Below are 17,866 nucleotides of genomic sequence, written 5' to 3'. Positions count from 1 at the left end.
TACTTCCCATAATTATCTCACTTATCCCCTGTCATTTATCTCAAGTCTAATCAATTTCACCGTCACCGGCACAACCGATCCGCCAAAAAGAGGCGTACCAATGTCGATATAGTCTCCCGCCCGCACGCTCACCTCATCGATGACCGCCAGCGGAAGGTGTGGTAGCTGAGGCCGCAGCAGCATGCCCAGCGCTTTACCAAAATCCTGCTCAGCCACCACCAGCAGCGGGTGGGGATTAGGAAAGCGGGCGACAAACGCCAGCAGGGCGTCAATCACCGCCAGTAAGGTGGCGTAGCGCACCGGAAGTGAAGCGGGAAGCGCCAGCACGTAAGCGTCCGCGTCGGGGGCCAGGTCGAGCTGCGTCAACGCCTGCAGCCAGGCATTCGGCAGATCGCCGACGTCCTGCGCGATGGCCACCGGTAGATTGCGCAGCGGCAGCTGTACCCCCTCCAGCCAGATGGTGCTCCCGGACAGCGACAGGGTATGCGCCCCGGCGCCAATCACCGTGGCGCGCACGGTTTGCGCCGGGAACTGCACGTTCATCGCCTGCAGTCGCGGGTGCTCATGCAGGGCCGTGGCAAGCAGCGGCCCAATATCGGAAAAGCAGAAAGGATCGGCGGGCTGATGGCGATAGCACTCCCCCACCCCACCGGAAAGCGTAATCACCTCAGGCTGAACACCCGCCGGCAGTAAACCCGTTTGCATCAGCGCCTGCGCCAGCGGTGAGAGGGTGCCCTCGATCACCTCGACGATCAGCGCCGCCATCCGGCGCGCCACCTGCGCCAGCTGCCCCGCAGTCAAGGCTAAAGCATCGGTTCCCGGGCCCAATACCGCATCGACAATGCGCTGGCCCGGCTGATGGGCGTAAATCACCCGGCCCTGACCGTCGGTCTCCAGCAGCCGGCCGCCGACGTTAAGGCAGGCGGTGCCGATCGCTTTACCGGATGCAAACAGGGCATAGTTCGACGTGCCGCCGCCGATATCGATATTGAGCACCCGGCACATCCGCTGCTGGGACAAGGTTTGCGCCCCGGCACCGTGGCCGGCAATGACCGATTCAAGGTGCGGCCCGGCGCTGGCGACAACGAAATCGCCCAGCGACTGCGAGAGTGCCATCACGGCCGGGCGGGCATTACGGGTTTTCGCGCTTTCGCCGGTGATGATGATCGCCCCGGAGTCCACCGCTTCCGGGGCGATACCCGCGGCCTGGTACTGGGCGAGGATCAGCGCCTTCAGTTCAGCTTCTTGCAGGTCGCCCTGCTTATCGACCGGTGTAAAGCACACCGGGCTTTGCCAGCTGATCTCGCGTTTGATGAATTCATAGCGTGGCACCTGGGAGACCGCGGCGCGGTTAACCAGCTCGAGACGCGAGAAGATCACCTGCGTGGTGGTGGTGCCGATATCAATACCGACGCTGAGCAGCTGGCGCGTGTTCACGAGTGTGCCTCCACTTCGGCGTCGCTTTTCGCTGCCGTCGGGATCGTTTTCTCTTTCGGCACCAGCAGCATCGCCACGCCAATCGCGGTAACGCCGCCGACCAGCTTGCCGACAATCATCGGGAAGATCATGGCGTGCATGTTGGCTGCCGCAAAACCGAGATGGTCGCCCAGCGCGAATGCCGCCGACACCGAGAAAGCGCAGTTGATCACTTTGCCGCGGGTATCCATCTGCTTCATCATGCCGAACATCGGGATGTTATTCGCCAGGGTGGCGACCATACCGCCAGCAGCCATATTGTTGATTTTCAGCAGGTTACCGATGCGCATTAGCGGCTTTTCAAACCAGCGGGTCAGCAGGAGCACCATCGGGTAAGCGCCGAGCAGCACGCAGGAGATGGAGCCAATGACTTCGATGGCGCGCATCACCTCGCCGGGCTGGTCGCCAGGCGCCATAAAGATCGGGTCGAGTCCCGGGATCAGCTCCCAGCCGAGCAGAAACTTGATCACCGCCGCCGCCAGGCCGATGGTGATCAGCGCCACGAGGAATTTGGCGAAGATCTGGAAGCCGTTGATCATTTTTTCCGGAATAAACTTCAGCCCCAGCGCCACCAGTACGGCGACGATGATCACCGGGATCATATTCATCAGGATCAGCGCGAAGGTAAACTCTACCGGCTGGCCGTTGATCTCCACCCCGGAATACATCGCCACCAGACCGCCGGCGATACAGCCGATGGGAATGGTGACAATGCCCGCCAGCACGCCGAGCGCCAGCCAGCGGCGATCGGTTGGTTCAATAATGCCGAGCGCCACCGGAATGGAGAACACAATGGTCGGGCCCATCATGGACCCGAGGATCAGGCCTGAGTACATCCAGGCCGCCACGTCGCCGCCCGCGAGTTCTTTAGCGAGGAAGAAACCGCCCATGTCGCACGCCAACAGCGTGCCGGCGAACATTGACGGGTTGGCGCCGAGCATCTCATACAGCGGAATAATCACCGGGCCGAGCAGATGGGCCAGCACCGGCGCCAGGGCGGTCATCCCGACCATTGCCAGACCCAGCGCCCCCATCGCCATAAACCCTTCTTCAAACTGACTGCCCGACCCTTCAATGCTTTTCCCCAGCCTGCCGAGGAAGCGTGCCGAGCCGCCGAACTGCGACAGGATCCTGTCCACGGCGGCAATCAGCATAAAGAACATCATGATGTACATGATGATTTCGTTAATTCCCATAGCCCTTACTCCCTGTCATTTATGATTTGTAGATACTGTGAATACCGGGACATTAGCCGCACTCGGGGAACTTTCCCGGGTCGCGGCGTGAACGCCTTTCCCGGGCTACGGCATAGCAGACGGCTGTGATCCTGTAGCCCGGCTAAGCGCAGCGCTTGCCGGGAAAGACACCACTACACGCCCCCGGGAAAATCCGCATTTATTGCGCCGCCGCGTACAGCTCAATAATCTGTTCCCGGCTGGCGGTGCGTGGATTGGTGCGCAGACAGATATCGTCCTGCGCCGCCTGCGCCCAGGTGGCGAAGTGCGCGGGCGTCGCGCCAGCATCCGCCAGCCCCATCGTCAGGCCCACATCGGCGATCAGGTCGCGTACGGCGGCAATCGCCTGGTAGTCATCGGTTTTCCTGCCGGTCAGCGCCCTGCCGATCTGGCTGAAGCGCGCTCGGCACACCATGCGGTTAAACTCCATCACCGTCGGCAGCAGCATGGCGTTGGCCAGCCCGTGCGGAATATGCAGCGCCGCCCCCGGCTGATGCGCCATGGCATGGCATAGCCCCAGCCCGGCGCTGGAGAACGCCATCCCCGCCATGCAGGAGGCCAGCAGCATGTTCTCCCGCGCCGCCAGATCCTGGCCGAAGCCCACCGCTTTCGGCAGCGCTTCGCCGATCATGGCGATGGCTCCCATCGCCAGACTGTCGGTAAACGGTGTGGCGTGGCGGGCGCTGTAGGCCTCGATCGCGTGGGTCAGCGCATCGATCCCGGTCATCGCCGTGACAGGCGGGGGAACGCCTTCGGTCAGCGCGGCGTCGAGGATCGCCACATCCGGCATCAGCGAGGCATGCGCCAGCACCTGTTTGCGTCCGCTCACCGCATCGATAATCACCGTCACGTTGGTGGTTTCTGACCCGGTGCCGGCGGTGGTCGGCACCGCGATCAGCGGCAGACGCGAATGTAATGCGCTGTGTTCCGTGATACCGCTCAGCGTCTGCTCAGGATTGGTGACCAGCAGCGCCACCGCCTTCGCCGCATCCAGCACCGACCCACCGCCGAAAGCCACCACCCCGTCGCAACCCGCGTCCCGCAGCTGGGCGACCGCGGCGCAGACATCGGTGACGCAGGGTTCGCCGGCGGGACAGGGCCAGAGGGTTATGGCTATCCCTTTCATCGCCAGGCTACGTTCCAGCCCGGCGGTCATTCCCGCCTGATGGAGAAAACTGTCGACCATAACAAACAGATGCTTCAGGCCACGGGCGTGGGCTTGCAGTCCACAGGCCGCCAGCGCGCCGACGCCGTGCAGCGTCACCGGCGGAACGTTGAAGCTTTTTACCTGCTGGAGATTCAGGCTGTCGAAGGCCTGGAACAGCGCCGTCTGCAGTTCAGCTTGCATAGATCCCCTCCGCTTTTTCCTTCCCGCTGTTGGCGATTGCCAGCGGGGTCATAAACAGGCTGTGCTGCGGCAAATGCACCGGTAATGCCGGGAAGCGCTGACGAAACAGCGCATGCACGCCCGGCTGCATACAGGCGCCGCCCGCCAGCCACAAATCATCAATCCCTTGTCCGGCAATGTGCCGGGCGACAATCTCGGCCATCTTCTCGTACACCGGCTTAACCACCGGCCAGATCTCCCCGGCATGGCGGCGCTTGTACTGCTCCGCCTCCTCAAGCCCAATGCCGCGATTCCCGGCCAGCGTCAGGGAGATATGGTGGCCGCCGGTGGCTTCATCCGCCGAATACGTCACCTTGCCCTGTTTAACGATGGCGATCCCGGTGGTGCCGCCGCCGATATCCACCACCCCGGCGTTATCGAGCTGCAGCAGATCCGCCACCGCGGTCGGCTCATCCAGGACATGACTGACCTCCAGCCCGGCGGATTCCAGGACATTGATCGAAATGCGCGGATCGGTCCCCGGCGGAAACGAGGTCGCCGCATGGGTGAAGCGACAGCCCAGCTGTTGTTCGAGGGTATCGAGATGACGGCGCACGAGGGTGACAGCGCCAAAGAAGTCCCAGACGATGCCGTCGCGCACCACGTCGGCCCAGTCAAGACACACCGCAACCGGCTGGCCGTCGCTATCGACCACCATTGACACCACGTCGCAGGTGCCCAAATCGATGCCCAGCCACAGCGGTGAGTCGCTGGCGGCGGGCGTCTGGTTACACAGGGCCGCCGCCGTTTGCAGTCGCGGCGAAAGCCAGCGTTGTTCGTCGTGCGCCATGTTCATCCCTTATACAATTCGAAACGCATCCACCAGCACACAGCGACGCAGACGAACGAAGGTGCGCGCGCTGGTCACGCCCTCGCCGGTCGGGGTGGTGATGGTCATGGTGGTCCAGCCCTCGCCGCCCAGCCCAAGCCCGGCGATGCACGGCCCATTTTTGACGAAGATGCTGGTGTCGATGGCATTCGCCATCTGGTTCATGTTGTCGATATTGCGTGAGTGCATCGCCGCCGTATGGTGGCAACCGCCTTCCAGCGTGACCGCCAGGGCGATCGCCTCGTCGACGTTCGCCACCCGCACCACCGGCAGCACCGGCATCATCAGTTCAGTCACTGCGAACGGATGGGTGGCGGAGGTTTCAACGAACAGCAGACGGGTTTGCGCCGGCACCTGCAGGCCAATCGCCGCGGCGATTTTGCCCGCATCGCGGCCGACCCAGTCGCGGCTGACCGTGCCTTTGCCGCGCTCATCGATATTTTTCAGCAGCAGCGGCTGAAGCTGTTCGGCCTGTGCCGCGGTGAGTTTCACCGCCTGCTGGTCTTCCATCAGGCGCATCAGCTCGTCGGCGACGCTATCGACCACGATCAGCACCTTCTCGTCGGCGCAGATGATGTTGTTATCGAAAGAGGCGCCCCTGACGATTGCCTCTGCGGCGCGCGGCAGATCGGCGGTTTCGTCCACCACCACCGGTGGGTTGCCGGCTCCGGCGGCAATCAGACGTTTATTGGTATGTTTGCGCGCCGCCTCGACCACCGCTTCGCCGCCGGTCACCACCAGCAGGCCGATGCCAGGGTACTTAAACAGCCGCTGGGCGGTGTCGATATCCGGATTCGCCACGGTCACCAGCAGGTTAGCCGGGCCACCGGCGGCCACTACCGCCTGGTTAAGCAGGGTAATTGCCCGCTGCGAGACCTTCTTCGCCGCCGGATGAGGGGCAAACACCACGCTGTTGCCAGCGGCAATCAGGCTGATAGCATTGTTAATCACCGTCGCCGCCGGGTTGGTGGACGGCGTAACCGAGGCCACCACGCCCCAGGGCGCGTTTTCAATCAGCGTCAGGCCGTTATCACCGGTCAACACCTGCGGAGTCAGACACTCCACGCCCGGTGTGCCGCGCGCCTGCGCCACGTTTTTAGCAAACTTATCCTCCACGCGTCCCATGCCGGTCTCGGTCACCGCCAGTTCCGCCAGTTCCCGGGCATGCTTTTCACCCGCCTCACGAATGGCCTGAATCACCTGCTGGCGCATCGCCACCCGCTTCAATCCCTGCTGGGCCACCTTTGCCGCCGCGACGGCGTCATCCAGAGAGGCAAAAACGCCCATGCCATGAACGGTGTCGGCAGGCTGACTGCTGTCTTTCATTTTCAGCAGTACCGCTTTCACCACCTGTTCAATGTCCTGTTGATTCATGATTTTCCACCCTACTTATGGAAGAGCACCTGACCACCGGCCGCGGCCTCATCCACGATGCCAATCACGCACAAATCGACCGGAGAGGCTCCCTGTGCGTGCGCCTGTCGCGCCGAGCTGCCGCTGACCAGCAGCACCCACTCTCCGCATCCCGCGCCAATGTTGTCGATGGCGACCGCGCTCTGCCCGTCCGGCTCGCCGCGGGCATTGAGCATCTCCACCATCAGCAGTTTGTCGTGGGCCAGCCCTTCATGACGTACGGTGCAGACCACATATCCGGTAACGACAGCCAGCTTCATTTCCGTCTCCGCGTGTGATGTCCAGGCCGCATAAGCCCAGCGCCATCCGGCATTCATGCCTTGTCATTGCCGGATGGCGCGCCGTTTGCCTCTTATGCGGCCAGGACTGTTCGGCTCAGCTACCCTTTAGATGTTGCTATCGCCCTTAAAGCTGATCGGGAAAACCTCTTCCAGATCGCCATGCGGACGCGGGATGACATGTACAGACACCAGCTCACCGATACGCTGAGCCGCCGCTGCCCCGGCATCCGTCGCGGCTTTGCACGCCGCGACATCACCGCGCACCATAGCGGTCACCAGGCCGCCGCCAATCTGTTTCACGCCGACCAGCTTGACGCGGGCGGCTTTGACCATGGCGTCAGAGGCCTCAATCAGTGCAACCAGGCCCCGGGTTTCAATCATTCCTAATGCTTCCATTGTGTTTTCCTCTCATAAGGGGTCCTGAACGGGACCATTCATTCAACCAGCGTGGACGAGTCGGGGATCCGGCTCGCATCCGCCTGGCGCGGTACTGCCGCCACCAGCGCCAGTTCGATAATTTCCTCTACGCTACAGCCTCGCGAGAGGTCGTGAAGCGGTGCGGCCAGGCCCTGAATCAGCGGCCCGATGGCGCGATACCCGCCCAACCGCTGGGCGATTTTGTAGCCGATGTTGCCCGCCTCCAGCGACGGGAAGACCAGCACATTGGCCCGGCCCTGCAGGGGGCTGGCGGGCGCTTTTTGCGCAGCGACGTCCGGTACGAAGGCGGCGTCAAACTGCAGCTCGCCATCGACCATCAGCTGTGGTGCCCGTTGACGCACCATCTCCGTGGCCTGCTGAACATTAGCCACACAGGGATGGCGGGCGCTGCCGTGCGTCGAGAAAGACAGCATTGCCACCCGCGGCGCTTCGCCGGTGATCGCTTGCCAGGTCTCAGCGCTGGCGATAGCGATATCCGCCAGCTGCGCCGCCGTCGGCTGCGGTACCACGCTGCAGTCGGCAAACCCCAGCGGCTGGCCGGCATACTGCGGCAGCATCAGAAACAGTGAAGAGAGCGTTTTACACCCCGGCTGCAGGCCGATCAGGCGCAGACCGGCGCGCAGCACGCTGGCGGTTGACGAGAGATTCCCGGCGATACAGACCGCGGCCTGCCCGGCACTGACCATCGCCGCGGCGAACATCAGCGGGTCGGCCAGCTTGTCGACGGCGTCAGCGGGCGTTTTATCGCCGGCGCGCGCCTGCCAGGCGGCGGCAAACGCCTCGCGCATCGCCAGGTTGCTGTGCGGATCGATAACCTGCACTCCGGTCAGCGGCAGGCGCTTGCTGAGGGCGAACTGCCGCAGCGCGAAGGGGCTGGCGACGAGGATCGGATGCGCGAGGCCCTGCTGCTGCAGATAATGCGCGGCCTTCAGCACCCGAACGTCCAGCGCATCCGGGAACACCACCCTGGCGGGGGCGCGCAGGGCCAGTTTGCGGCACTGGTCAATGATCATCTTCCCCTCCCAGCTGCTGCTGCAGTTGACTGAGCGCCGGCGGCGAGTCCGTCGCGTCCAGCACCATCATCACGTAGACGGCGCTGGAGAGACGGTTGAGCGCCTGCATAATATCGGCGCGCCGCACCGTAAATTGCGGCGTAATAAACACCTGCGCCGCGGTGACCTCCGCCTCGCGCACTTTGCCGCGCAGCAGATTGAGCAGCGCGACATCGCGCCCATGGCGGGCCTCCGGTACCAGGTGATCGTGCCCCAGATAGCGCAGCGGCTGATGGGACAGACGATGCAATTGCGCTTCACTGAACCCGGCGATCGACTGCGCCGCCAGCGGCTCCTCAAGCGCGTCGGCGCGCATGATGTTGCCCAGCCGCGAACGGATATCCGTCAGCCACGGTTGCCAGGGCTCCGCCAGCTCAATTTGCAGCCACACCGTCAGGGCGATGGTGCTGTCCAGCACCGCGCGGAAGGCCAGTCGCGGATCGTTTTTCGCCACCAGGATCTCGGCCGTCAGGTGAGTTAAGGTGTCCGGCTTTTTGCCCACCGGCTGATGACAGAGCTCACAGCAGGCCTGGGGCGGATGGTCGCTGCTGGTCAGGACATGCACCGGCTGCGGCGTCTGCTCGTCATCTTCGACAAACAAGCGTCCCTGGCTGTCGAGAAATTTGACCCGCAGGTGGCGGCTTTCCAGCAGCTCCCTCGCCGAGGGCGTCAGGCGAGCGTCGGCAGGAAGATGGATTTCACCGCCTTCGCTGAGCGTATGGTTCGCCCTGAGCCACGCTTCGGTAATAAAATCGTTCATAGCGATTGCCAGTTTGCCGGCCAGGCGACGTACAGGAAGCGCACCGTCGACGGGGTACCGAATTCGATGCTGGAGCCTTTCGGGATGAACATAACGTCCCCCGCTTTGGCGACCAGCGTTTCCCCCTGATGGCGCACATGCAGCTCGCCCTCCAGCACCATATCGATTTCGTCGTAGTTCAGCGTCCACGGGAAGAAGGCGTTTTCCCACTGCATAAATCCGGCCGCCATGCTGCTGCCATCCTGGTCGGTCACCAGGTCCGTTAAACCAACGCAGTGCGGCTGGGCGCCGTCGAAGCGGCCAAACTTCACGCTGCTGCCGTCGATCACTTTGATGCCGCCTTTGCCGGTTACCGCGTCAAATCCCGGCTGCATCGCCTCCTGCTCCAGGGACTGCTTCTCCTTCATCACCTTTTCCATCAGCTGAGCCACCAGGCTTTCGGTAAACTGGCCTTCCGGTAGCTGCGCCAGAATGGTTTCGCGGATCCGCTGGCTTTCCGTTTTGTCGCTGTCCGCCGCTGTCGCCGCCGGCGCGGCGCCATCGTCCTCGGTGATAGTGAATCCCAGCAGCTCGGCGACTTCACGCGCTTCCGGGGTAATGATGCTGGCACGCAGTACGACCGACATCGTCTGTTCGCCGCGCGCATGGGCGGCACGAATATCGTTAGCGGTAATGAGTTTCTTCACCTGGCCCTTCCTCCTTTTGGCTGAGCTCACTCAAGTAATTTTCCAGAGGTGCGACGCTTTGCGGATCGCAACCGTTGAGGGCGAAAACCGGCGCCTGGAACCCCATCCCCTCCAGCAGTTGCCGCACCGCGGCGACGTTGGCATCCGGGAGGTCCGTTTTGCTGATCGCGACGATAAGGTGCTTTCGGCTGCCAATATCCAGTAACCCGGGAGGCAGGCGACTCTCGGTATCATTGGCCGCATGGACATAAATCAGGGTGTCCACATCCTGTAGCGTGGTAATTAAGGCGTGATACCAGCGGGGATGGCTGAAATATTCCCCTGGCGTATCAATGTCACCACGATCGTTAAATTCCAGCGCCTGCGTTTTTCTGGCGAGGGAATAATTTCCCTGCAGGGCATTAAATAGCGTGGTTTTTCCTGCGCCGACGGCGCCGACAATCGCAATACGCTTCATGGCCGCTCTCAATTAACTTTTCGTTAATTCGCACAAGGTATAATTTAATAATCTTCCTAATCCGCCGATGGTCTGCAGGAGCGCCTCCTCCACTGCGCCGACCGAGCCGTAGATCACCAGCGCGCCGCTAAACCGGTCGAGAAAACCGATATGAACATCGGCGGCCTTCATCGCCAGATCGCCGGCAATCATCGCCGTTTCCCCCGGCGTCAGCGTCATAATGCCGATGGCGCCGGATTCGGGAACGCCGATCTTTTTCGCCAGTTCCGCCCCCGGGTGAGCAATCAGGTGCGCCAGCGTGACCTGTTTGCCTGGTACGAATTCCTGAATAATGCGTTCTTTATCCATGGCTAATTGCCCCCCTGAAATCTGTCCTTATGGTGAAGGTATTTCAGCGTGGCAAATAACAAATTTCGGCAAGTGGGTTTAAAAGGTGAAGTGGATCACTAAGGAGAGAAAATAACAGAGCGGGTGAATTAAAAAGGCAGGCTCAGCGTTTTTACCTGCCGGCCTGCCTGATATTGTGCGCGGAAAACTCTCCGCGCGTTAACGGGAAAAAAGGAGATTACAGCGGTTCGGTTTGTGCTTCGACAACCGCTAACGCCACCATATTCACGATCCGGCGCACAGAGGCGATCGGCGTCAGGATATGCACCGGCTTCGCTACCCCCATCAGCACCGGCCCAACGGTGACCCCTTCTGAACTGGAGACGCGCAGCAGGTTATAGCTGATCCGGGCGGCTTCCATATTCGGCATCACCAGAATATTGGCCGACCCCTTCAGCGGGCTGTCCGGCATGCGATCGTTGCGGATGCTTTCCACCAGCGCGGCGTCGCCATGCATTTCGCCATCGATCATCAGCTCCGGGGCGCTCGCCTTCACCAGCTCAAGGGTTTTGCGCATTTTGCTGGCTGACGGGCAGTCGGCAGAACCGAAGTTGGAGTGCGACAGCAATGCCACCCGCGGTTCGATACCAAAGCGACGCACGCTTTCCGCCGCCATCAGGGTGATCTCCGCCAGCTCTTCCGGTGAGGGATCGTGATTGACATAGGTGTCGGCGATAAAGGTGTTGCCACTCGGCAGCAACAGCGCATTCATCGCCCCGGCGGTGCTGACGCCGTCGCGATAGCCAAACAGCGGCTGCACCACACGGTAGTGGTCATGGTACTCGCCTATAGTCCCGCAGATCATCGCATCCGCTTCACCGCGATGAACCATGATGGCCCCAATCACCGTGGTATTGCTAATCACCGCCCGCTGCGCCTGCTCCTGGGTAATGCCGCGGCGCTTCATCAGCTGGTAGTACTCGCTCCAGTACTCTTTAAACCGCGGGTCGGATTCATTATTGACGATCTCAAAGTCAACGCCGGCCTTGATCTGCAGGCCCAGCTTCTGGATACGCATTTCGATCACGCTCGGGCGCCCCACCAGAATCGGTTTGGCCAGCCCCAGCGATACCAGCTCCTGGGTGGCATGTAGCACCCGGGTCTCTTCCCCTTCCGCTAGCACTACGCGCTTCGGCTCTTTGCGCGCCTGGGAGAAGATAGGTTTCATAAACAAGTTGGTTTTATAGACGAACTCGCTCAGCTTCTCGATATAGGCGTCAAAATCGGCGATCGGGCGCGTCGCCACGCCGGAGTCCATCGCCGCCTTCGCCACCGCGGGGGCGATCTTGACGATCAGCCGCGGGTCGAACGGTTTCGGAATGATGTACTCCGGACCAAAGCTGAGATCCTGATCGCCATAGGCGGAAGCCACCACTTCGCTCTGCTCGGCATGGGCCAGCTCGGCAATCGCATGCACCGCCGCCAGCTTCATCTCTTCGTTAATCGCCGTCGCGCCGACGTCCAGCGCGCCGCGGAAGATGAACGGGAAGCAGAGCACGTTGTTGACCTGGTTAGGGTAGTCGGAGCGGCCGGTGCAGATGATGGCGTCATCGCGGACCTGCTTCGCCAGCGGCGGCAGAATTTCCGGCTCCGGGTTGGCCAGGGCAAGGATCAGCGGCGCGCGCGCCATCTTCTTCACCATCTCCGGGGTCAGCACTTTCGGGCCAGAGCAGCCGAGGAAAATGTCGGCGCCGTCGATCACGTCATCCAGGGTGCGTTTGCCGTCGTCTTCCACCGCGTAGGCGGCTTTGGTTTCCGCCATGTTCGGCTCACGGTCTTTATAGATAACGCCTTTCGAATCGCAGACCACGATGTTGTGCTTTTGCATCCCCAGCGCCACCAGCAGGTTCATACAGGCGATCGCCGCCGCCCCCGCGCCGGAAACCACCATCCGCACGTCGGAGAGATTCTTCTCGACGACGCGCAGACCGTTGAGGATCGCCGCGGTGCTGATAATCGCCGTGCCGTGCTGGTCGTCGTGGAATACCGGAATATTCATCCGCTCGCGCAGCTGCTGTTCGATGTAGAAACACTCCGGCGCTTTAATATCTTCCAGGTTGATACCGCCGAAGGTCGGCTCGAGGGCGGCGACGACGTTAATAAATTTGTCCGGGTCCAGCTCATCGACTTCAATATCAAACACATCGATACCGGCGAATTTCTTAAACAGGACGCCTTTGCCCTCCATCACCGGCTTGCCGGCCAGCGCGCCGATATTCCCCAGCCCCAGCACCGCGGTGCCGTTGGAGACCACCGCCACCAGGTTGCCGCGGGCGGTATATTTGTAGGCCGCCAGCGGATCTTTTTCGATTTCCAGACAGGGGGCCGCGACGCCCGGCGAGTAGGCCAGCGCCAGATCGCGCTGGGTGGCGAGAGGTTTGGTCGGCGAGACCTGGATTTTTCCGGGCACCGGAAATTCGTGGAAGTCGAGGGCACTCTGTTTTAACTGCTCATCCATTTTCTATTCCTTTCTTTCACGTATCGTTCGTAGGGAAAAAGCGTAATGACCATCCTGTCGTTCACCTTTCAGTGGCAGACAGTATCCCTCCTGGCGGGGCGATAAACTTTGAACACCGCCAAACTCTGGTCATCGTTATGATTTAGTTGTTATCAATTTATAGCGGTTATGTTACCTGGATTCGCCGCCAATAATAGCCCTGTCTGCTATGCTTTTTGGTTATGTACCTCATCAATGTTTATACCGTATACCGGCAAGCACTCATGTAACACCTTGTTCCAGGAGGACTTATCCATGACTCAGCTAGACAGCATTAAGCAATTCACCACCGTGGTCGCCGACAGTGGCGATATCGAATCCATTCGCCACTATCAGCCGGAAGATGCCACCACCAATCCCTCGCTGCTGCTGAAGGCCGCCGGGCTGGATGCCTATAGCGGGCTCATCGACGACGCCATCGCCTGGGCCAAAAAGCAAGGTGGCGGACGCGAAGCGCTGGTGGCTCACGCCTGCGACAAGCTGGCTGTCAATTTTGGTGCCGAGATCCTCAAAAGTATTCCTGGTCGTGTCTCCACCGAGGTTGACGCCCGCCTCTCCTTCAATCGGGAGAAAAGTATCGAGAAGGCTCGCCACCTGGTGGCGCTGTATCAGGAGATGGGCATTGATAAGTCGCGGATCCTGATCAAACTGGCCTCCACCTGGGAGGGGATCCGCGCCGCGGAGGCGCTGGAGAAAGAGGGGATCCACTGTAACCTGACGCTGCTGTTTTCCTTCGCTCAGGCCCGGGCCTGTGCCGAGGCCGGCGTCTATCTGATCTCCCCGTTCGTCGGGCGTATTTATGACTGGTATCAGGCGCGCAAACCGCTGGAGCCTTACGTGGTGGATGAAGATCCAGGGGTCAAATCCGTACGCAATATCTATGACTATTTCAAGCAGCATAAATACAACACCATCGTGATGGGCGCCAGCTTCCGCCGCACCGAACAGATCCTGGCGCTGGTCGGCTGCGACCGGCTGACCATCGCCCCGCCCTTATTAAAAGAGCTGCAGGCCAGCGACGCCCCGGTGGTGCGCAAACTGATCCCAGCCAGCCAGATCCTGCCGCGTCCGGTGCCGCTCAGCGAAGCAGAGTTCCGCTGGGAACATAATCAGGACCCGATGGCAGTCGAAAAGCTGGCGGAGGGGATCCGCCTGTTCGCCGTCGATCAGCGCAAACTGGAAGATCTGCTTGCCGCCAAACTGTCACTTTAGTCTCACGGAGAAAACTATGTCCCGAAGAGAGCTTGCCAACGCCATCCGCGCCCTGAGTATGGACGCCGTGCAGAAAGCCAATTCCGGCCACCCCGGTGCGCCAATGGGGATGGCAGACATTGCCGAAGTGCTGTGGAACGATTTTCTCAAGCACAATCCGCAGAACCCCGGCTGGGTGGACCGCGACCGCTTTATCTTGTCCAACGGCCACGCGTCGATGCTGCTCTACAGTCTGCTGCATCTGACCGGCTACGATCTGCCGCTGTCAGAACTCAAGCAGTTCCGCCAGCTGCACTCTAAAACGCCGGGCCACCCGGAGCATGGTTATACCCCCGGGGTGGAGACCACCACCGGCCCGCTGGGCCAGGGGCTGGCGAACGCCGTCGGGATGGCCATCGCCGAACGCACCCTGGCGGCGCAGTTTAACCGCCCCGGGCATGAGATCATCGACCATCACACCTGGGTTTTCATGGGCGATGGCTGCCTGATGGAGGGGATCTCCCACGAGGCCTGTTCCCTGGCCGGCACGCTCGGGTTGGGTAAGCTGATCGGTTTTTACGATCACAACGGCATCTCCATCGACGGCAAAACCGAAGGCTGGTTTTCCGATGATACGGCGGAACGCTTCCGTGCCTACCACTGGCACGTCATAGGCGATATCGACGGCCACGATCCGCAGGCGATCAAACAGGCGATAACGGAAGCGCAGGCGGTGAAAGATAAGCCGTCGCTGATTATCTGCCGGACCATCATCGGCTTCGGTTCGCCCAACAAAGCGGGGTCGGAGGAGTCTCACGGCGCGGCGCTGGGTGAAAAAGAGGTGGCCCTGGCCCGCCAGCAGCTGGGCTGGAAATATCCGCCCTTTGAGATCCCGAAAGAGATCTACCTGGGATGGGATGCGCGACCGCGCGGGGAAAAAGCCGAGCATGCCTGGAATGAGAAATTCGCCGCCTACCAGCAGCAGTTCCCGGAGCTGGCCGCTGAGCTGACGCGACGTATGGATGGCGCCCTGCCGGAAGACTTTGCCGCAATCGCCCGCGACTACGTGGCGAAACTGCAGGCCGAGCCGGCGAAAATCGCCAGCCGCAAGGCCTCGCAAAACGCCTTGAACGCTTACGGCCCACACCTCCCGGAACTGCTGGGCGGTTCAGCGGACCTTGCGCCAAGTAACCTGACCATCTGGTCAGGCTCGACATCGATTAAAGACGATCCTGCGGGTAACTATATCCACTACGGCGTGCGCGAATTTGGCATGACCGCGGTGGCCAACGGCATCGCCCTGCACGGGGGCTTCATTCCTTATACCTCGACCTTCCTGATGTTTGTGGAGTACGCCCGCAACGCCGCGCGCATGGCGGCCCTGATGAAGGCCCGGCAGATCATGGTCTATACCCATGACTCGATCGGGCTCGGGGAAGATGGCCCGACCCACCAGGCGGTGGAACAGCTGGCCAGTCTGCGTCTGACGCCCAACTTCAGCACCTGGCGCCCTTGCGACCAGGTGGAGACCGCCGTGGCCTGGCAGGCGGCCATTGCGCGCCAGACCGGGCCGACGGCGCTGATCCTGTCGCGACAAAACCTGGCGCAGATGCCACGCACCCCGGAACAGGTGCAGGATATCGCCCGGGGAGGCTACGTGCTGAAGGATGCCGGCGGCAAACCCGATCTGATCCTCATCGCCACCGGCTCGGAAGTGGAGATCACCGTCCTGGCTGCGGAAAAACTGTTGGCCAAAGGGGTGAATGTGCGGGTGGTCTCGCTCCCCTCCACCGATGTGTTTGACGCCCAGGACGACGCCTGGCGCGAGTCGGTGCTGCCGTCGGACGTCAGCGCGCGGGTAGCGGTCGAAGCCGGGATAGCGGACTACTGGTATAAGTATGTCGGCTTAAAAGGCAAGATCGTCGGTATGACCGGCTATGGCGAATCCGCCCCGGCGGAGCAGCTGTTCCCGTTCTTCGGCTTTACGGTCGACCATATCGTCGCCACCGCCGAACAGGTGCTTAACGGGTGATCCACAGCGTGGGCCAGGCGTCTGGCCCCTGCCAGTTATCGCACGTCGGTTGCTGCGCGTAGCGGGAGAGGCTGAACCGCTGGCCGTCAAAACGCCAGCGGGTCTGGATCCCGCAATCGCCCGCCCCGCGACCTTTGTCCAGGGTCACCAGTTCATGGCGGCGGTCATCATAGCTGGCGTTGATCAGATCAATCTCCCGCAGCGCCTCGCCCGGCGGCTGAAACGGCAGCGTTAGCCGCACCTGACGGGCGACATACGGCCGCTGGCGGGAGACCAGCCAGGCCAGCCAGACGGTGTTGTACGCCCCGGATTCGCAGCTGGTCATTAGCAGCACTTTGTCATCCGTCAGCGCAGTGACGCGAATTTCGCGACGGAAGGGATCGAGGGAGCAGTTGCTGTTGGTCATCCGCTCATTGCCGTAGTCCATCAGATCGTTGAGCTCTTCACGCCCCAGCGGCGACTGCGCCGTTTCCGCGCTCGCCACTGCGCGCAGCGCCGGGGCCGGCGGTACGCTGAGCGGCGGCTCTTCCCCTTTGCCGACCCAGGCCGTTTCGCTGCCTACCCGCTTTTGCCGATCGTCGATAAAAAACAGGGCCGCTTTCAGCCCCTGCAGGGAGACGTTCTGCAGGCCGCTGGCCAGCGAAAGGGTTTTTCCTTCCTGAACCTGCTGGAGAAACGCGTCAATGGTTACGCTGTCGTCGGTTTTGAGGAGTTTATCTTCAATGTGCCAGTGCTTGTCGGTCAGGGACAGCGGCTTGCCATCTAATAAGAGACGCGGCGCTATCGGCGCGAGCGTTGCCACCGGATTGCCGGCGCCGCCAAGCTCGATACGCAAACTGGCGTCAGTGACCGCCCCGGCGCTGCGGCTGAGGGTCATCACCAGCCCATAATGCAGCCCCACGTTGCGGGTGACGCAGAAATTTTGATTGTTACAGGTGACCTGCCAGTCGTTGAAGCGCTGCTGCGTCGGTGCCGACCATGCCTGCGAGCAAGGCAGCACCGCCAGAAAGAGAAAAAAGATGACGCGAAAAAGCATGAACCGCCCGACCCCAGATAAACCCCACCACGGCGCCTATCCTGGACAACGGCAGCCGCTTACTCAATCGGATTTATCAGAGTTCCCGGACATCAGGCCGGAGGTTTGCAGATACTGCAGCAGAATGACTGCCTTACCGTCACGGATCTCGCCGTTGGCCACCATCTGCAGCGCCTGGCTAAAGGGCAGCTCCAGCACCTCAATGGCTTCGTCATCCACCCCGCCGCCACTGGTGGTTCGATGCGCGTCGCTGTACTCAGCGATAAAGAAGTGCACCACTTCGGTGACGCCCCCTGGCGACATAAACAGCTCAAACAGCTTCTTCACCTCGCCCACTTCATAACCGGTCTCTTCCACCGCCTCTTTACGAATGCAGGCCTCTGGCTCGTCGTTGTCCAGCAGCCCGGCGCAGGTTTCAATCAGCATGCCGTCATGATTACCATTGACCCAGGTAGCGACCCGGAACTGGCGCACCAGCACCACCGTCTGCTTACGGCGGTTGTACAGCAGCACGGTGGCGCCGTTGCCGCGATCGTAGACCTCGCGCTTATGGCGCACAACGCTGCCATCCGCGCGCGTCAGCTCATAGGTCATGTTGCGTAACACGAACCAGTTCTCAGAGAGGATTTTATCTTTAATGACGTGAATATTGAGTGACATACCGACCCCACAGCGTAAAAGGACGTCCACATACTACGCTGCGGGGCCG

The 17,866-nt window shown here is 61.4% G+C and carries 17 protein-coding genes; 2 read left to right on the top strand and 15 right to left on the bottom strand.

Annotation, left to right across the window (positions count from 1 at the left end; translation table 11 throughout):
* Positions 1-21: 21 nt before the first annotated feature.
* The 13 genes from eutA to maeB all read right to left on the bottom strand — a co-directional run bounded on the left by eutA (position 22) and on the right by maeB (position 12,859).
* Positions 22-1,437: an ethanolamine ammonia-lyase reactivating factor EutA gene (gene eutA, locus B8P98_RS07520; protein WP_095032858.1), complete on the bottom strand. Its 1,416-nt coding sequence runs from the start codon at positions 1,435-1,437 to the stop codon at positions 22-24.
* Positions 1,434-2,672 carry an ethanolamine utilization protein EutH gene (gene eutH, locus B8P98_RS07515; protein ID WP_095032857.1) on the bottom strand — a complete coding sequence of 413 codons (1,239 nt, stop codon included), beginning with the start codon at positions 2,670-2,672 and terminating at the stop codon, positions 1,434-1,436. The genes eutA and eutH overlap by 4 nt, the downstream gene beginning before the upstream one ends.
* A gap of 199 nt (positions 2,673-2,871) precedes the next feature.
* On the bottom strand, positions 2,872-4,059 hold the full coding sequence (gene eutG / locus B8P98_RS07510) for an ethanolamine utilization ethanol dehydrogenase EutG (RefSeq protein WP_080896871.1): 1,188 nt from the start codon (positions 4,057-4,059) through the stop codon (positions 2,872-2,874).
* Positions 4,049-4,888: an ethanolamine utilization protein EutJ gene (gene eutJ / locus B8P98_RS07505; RefSeq protein ID WP_025711462.1), complete on the bottom strand. Its 840-nt coding sequence runs from the start codon at positions 4,886-4,888 to the stop codon at positions 4,049-4,051. The genes eutG and eutJ overlap by 11 nt, the downstream gene beginning before the upstream one ends.
* Positions 4,889-4,897: 9 nt before the next feature.
* Positions 4,898-6,301 (bottom strand): aldehyde dehydrogenase family protein, encoded by a 1,404-nt coding sequence (locus tag B8P98_RS07500; protein WP_025711463.1) that lies wholly within the window; start codon positions 6,299-6,301, stop codon positions 4,898-4,900.
* A gap of 11 nt (positions 6,302-6,312) precedes the next feature.
* Positions 6,313-6,600, bottom strand: a complete 288-nt coding sequence (gene eutN, locus B8P98_RS07495) for an ethanolamine utilization microcompartment protein EutN (RefSeq protein WP_025711464.1) — start codon at positions 6,598-6,600, stop codon at positions 6,313-6,315.
* 126 nt (positions 6,601-6,726) lie between these two features.
* A complete protein-coding gene (gene eutM, locus B8P98_RS07490; RefSeq protein WP_000387720.1) occupies positions 6,727-7,017 on the bottom strand; it encodes an ethanolamine utilization microcompartment protein EutM in 291 nt (96 codons plus the stop codon).
* Positions 7,018-7,055: 38 nt separating this feature from the next.
* Positions 7,056-8,072 carry a phosphate acetyltransferase gene (pta, locus tag B8P98_RS07485; protein ID WP_087805086.1) on the bottom strand — a complete coding sequence of 339 codons (1,017 nt, stop codon included), beginning with the start codon at positions 8,070-8,072 and terminating at the stop codon, positions 7,056-7,058.
* Entirely contained in the window at positions 8,062-8,871 is an 810-nt protein-coding gene (gene eutT / locus B8P98_RS07480; protein ID WP_087805088.1) for an ethanolamine utilization cob(I)yrinic acid a,c-diamide adenosyltransferase EutT, read from the bottom strand. Before eutT ends, pta begins: the two co-directional genes overlap by 11 nt.
* Positions 8,868-9,557, bottom strand: a complete 690-nt coding sequence (gene eutQ, locus B8P98_RS07475) for an ethanolamine utilization acetate kinase EutQ (RefSeq protein ID WP_080896869.1) — start codon at positions 9,555-9,557, stop codon at positions 8,868-8,870. Before eutQ ends, eutT begins: the two co-directional genes overlap by 4 nt.
* Positions 9,535-10,014 carry an ethanolamine utilization acetate kinase EutP gene (gene eutP, locus B8P98_RS07470; protein ID WP_025711469.1) on the bottom strand — a complete coding sequence of 160 codons (480 nt, stop codon included), beginning with the start codon at positions 10,012-10,014 and terminating at the stop codon, positions 9,535-9,537. Before eutP ends, eutQ begins: the two co-directional genes overlap by 23 nt.
* Before the next feature lie 12 nt (positions 10,015-10,026).
* Entirely contained in the window at positions 10,027-10,362 is a 336-nt protein-coding gene (gene eutS / locus B8P98_RS07465) for an ethanolamine utilization microcompartment protein EutS (protein WP_002913729.1), read from the bottom strand.
* Positions 10,363-10,579: 217 nt separating this feature from the next.
* Positions 10,580-12,859 (bottom strand): NADP-dependent oxaloacetate-decarboxylating malate dehydrogenase, encoded by a 2,280-nt coding sequence (gene maeB, locus B8P98_RS07460; protein ID WP_025711471.1) that lies wholly within the window; start codon positions 12,857-12,859, stop codon positions 10,580-10,582.
* 294 nt (positions 12,860-13,153) lie between these two features.
* Here maeB and tal point away from each other — a divergent pair, with 294 nt between their 5' ends.
* Both tal and tkt read left to right on the top strand, forming a co-directional pair.
* Positions 13,154-14,110: a transaldolase gene (gene tal / locus B8P98_RS07455; protein WP_080896868.1), complete on the top strand. Its 957-nt coding sequence runs from the start codon at positions 13,154-13,156 to the stop codon at positions 14,108-14,110.
* 16 nt (positions 14,111-14,126) lie between these two features.
* Entirely contained in the window at positions 14,127-16,121 is a 1,995-nt protein-coding gene (gene tkt / locus B8P98_RS07450) for a transketolase (RefSeq protein ID WP_095032856.1), read from the top strand.
* Here tkt and B8P98_RS07445 read toward each other — a convergent pair.
* Both B8P98_RS07445 and nudK read right to left on the bottom strand, forming a co-directional pair.
* Complete coding sequence (locus tag B8P98_RS07445; RefSeq protein WP_095032855.1) at positions 16,111-17,157, bottom strand: DUF1176 domain-containing protein; 1,047 nt, start codon at positions 17,155-17,157, stop codon at positions 16,111-16,113. The genes tkt and B8P98_RS07445 overlap by 11 nt on opposite strands.
* 63 nt (positions 17,158-17,220) lie before the next feature.
* The gene (nudK, locus tag B8P98_RS07440) at positions 17,221-17,817 is read right to left on the bottom strand and encodes a GDP-mannose pyrophosphatase NudK (protein WP_025711475.1); all 597 of its coding nucleotides are present in this window, start codon (positions 17,815-17,817) and stop codon (positions 17,221-17,223) included.
* Positions 17,818-17,866 lie beyond the last annotated feature (49 nt).

The sequence above is a fragment of the Klebsiella quasivariicola genome (assembly GCF_002269255.1).
Lineage (GTDB): Bacteria > Pseudomonadota > Gammaproteobacteria > Enterobacterales > Enterobacteriaceae > Klebsiella > Klebsiella quasivariicola.
This window is presented reverse-complemented; position numbering and strand designations above follow the sequence as displayed.

Bases quoted from the DNA above. Each gene is read 5' to 3' on its own strand.
- eutH (WP_095032857.1), bottom strand. From the start codon at position 2,672: ATGGGAATTAACGAAATCATCATGTACATCATGATGTTCTTTATGCTG.
- eutG (WP_080896871.1), bottom strand. From the start codon at position 4,059: ATGCAAGCTGAACTGCAGACGGCGCTGTTCCAGGCCTTCGACAGCCTG.
- eutJ (WP_025711462.1), bottom strand. From the start codon at position 4,888: ATGGCGCACGACGAACAACGCTGGCTTTCGCCGCGACTGCAAACGGCG.
- B8P98_RS07500 (WP_025711463.1), bottom strand. From the start codon at position 6,301: ATGAATCAACAGGACATTGAACAGGTGGTGAAAGCGGTACTGCTGAAA.
- eutN (WP_025711464.1), bottom strand. From the start codon at position 6,600: ATGAAGCTGGCTGTCGTTACCGGATATGTGGTCTGCACCGTACGTCAT.
- eutM (WP_000387720.1), bottom strand. From the start codon at position 7,017: ATGGAAGCATTAGGAATGATTGAAACCCGGGGCCTGGTTGCACTGATT.
- pta (WP_087805086.1), bottom strand. From the start codon at position 8,072: ATGATCATTGACCAGTGCCGCAAACTGGCCCTGCGCGCCCCCGCCAGG.
- eutT (WP_087805088.1), bottom strand. From the start codon at position 8,871: ATGAACGATTTTATTACCGAAGCGTGGCTCAGGGCGAACCATACGCTC.
- eutP (WP_025711469.1), bottom strand. From the start codon at position 10,014: ATGAAGCGTATTGCGATTGTCGGCGCCGTCGGCGCAGGAAAAACCACG.
- eutS (WP_002913729.1), bottom strand. From the start codon at position 10,362: ATGGATAAAGAACGCATTATTCAGGAATTCGTACCAGGCAAACAGGTC.
- maeB (WP_025711471.1), bottom strand. From the start codon at position 12,859: ATGGATGAGCAGTTAAAACAGAGTGCCCTCGACTTCCACGAATTTCCG.
- tal (WP_080896868.1), top strand. From the start codon at position 13,154: ATGACTCAGCTAGACAGCATTAAGCAATTCACCACCGTGGTCGCCGAC.
- tkt (WP_095032856.1), top strand. From the start codon at position 14,127: ATGTCCCGAAGAGAGCTTGCCAACGCCATCCGCGCCCTGAGTATGGAC.
- B8P98_RS07445 (WP_095032855.1), bottom strand. From the start codon at position 17,157: ATGCTTTTTCGCGTCATCTTTTTTCTCTTTCTGGCGGTGCTGCCTTGC.
- nudK (WP_025711475.1), bottom strand. From the start codon at position 17,817: ATGTCACTCAATATTCACGTCATTAAAGATAAAATCCTCTCTGAGAAC.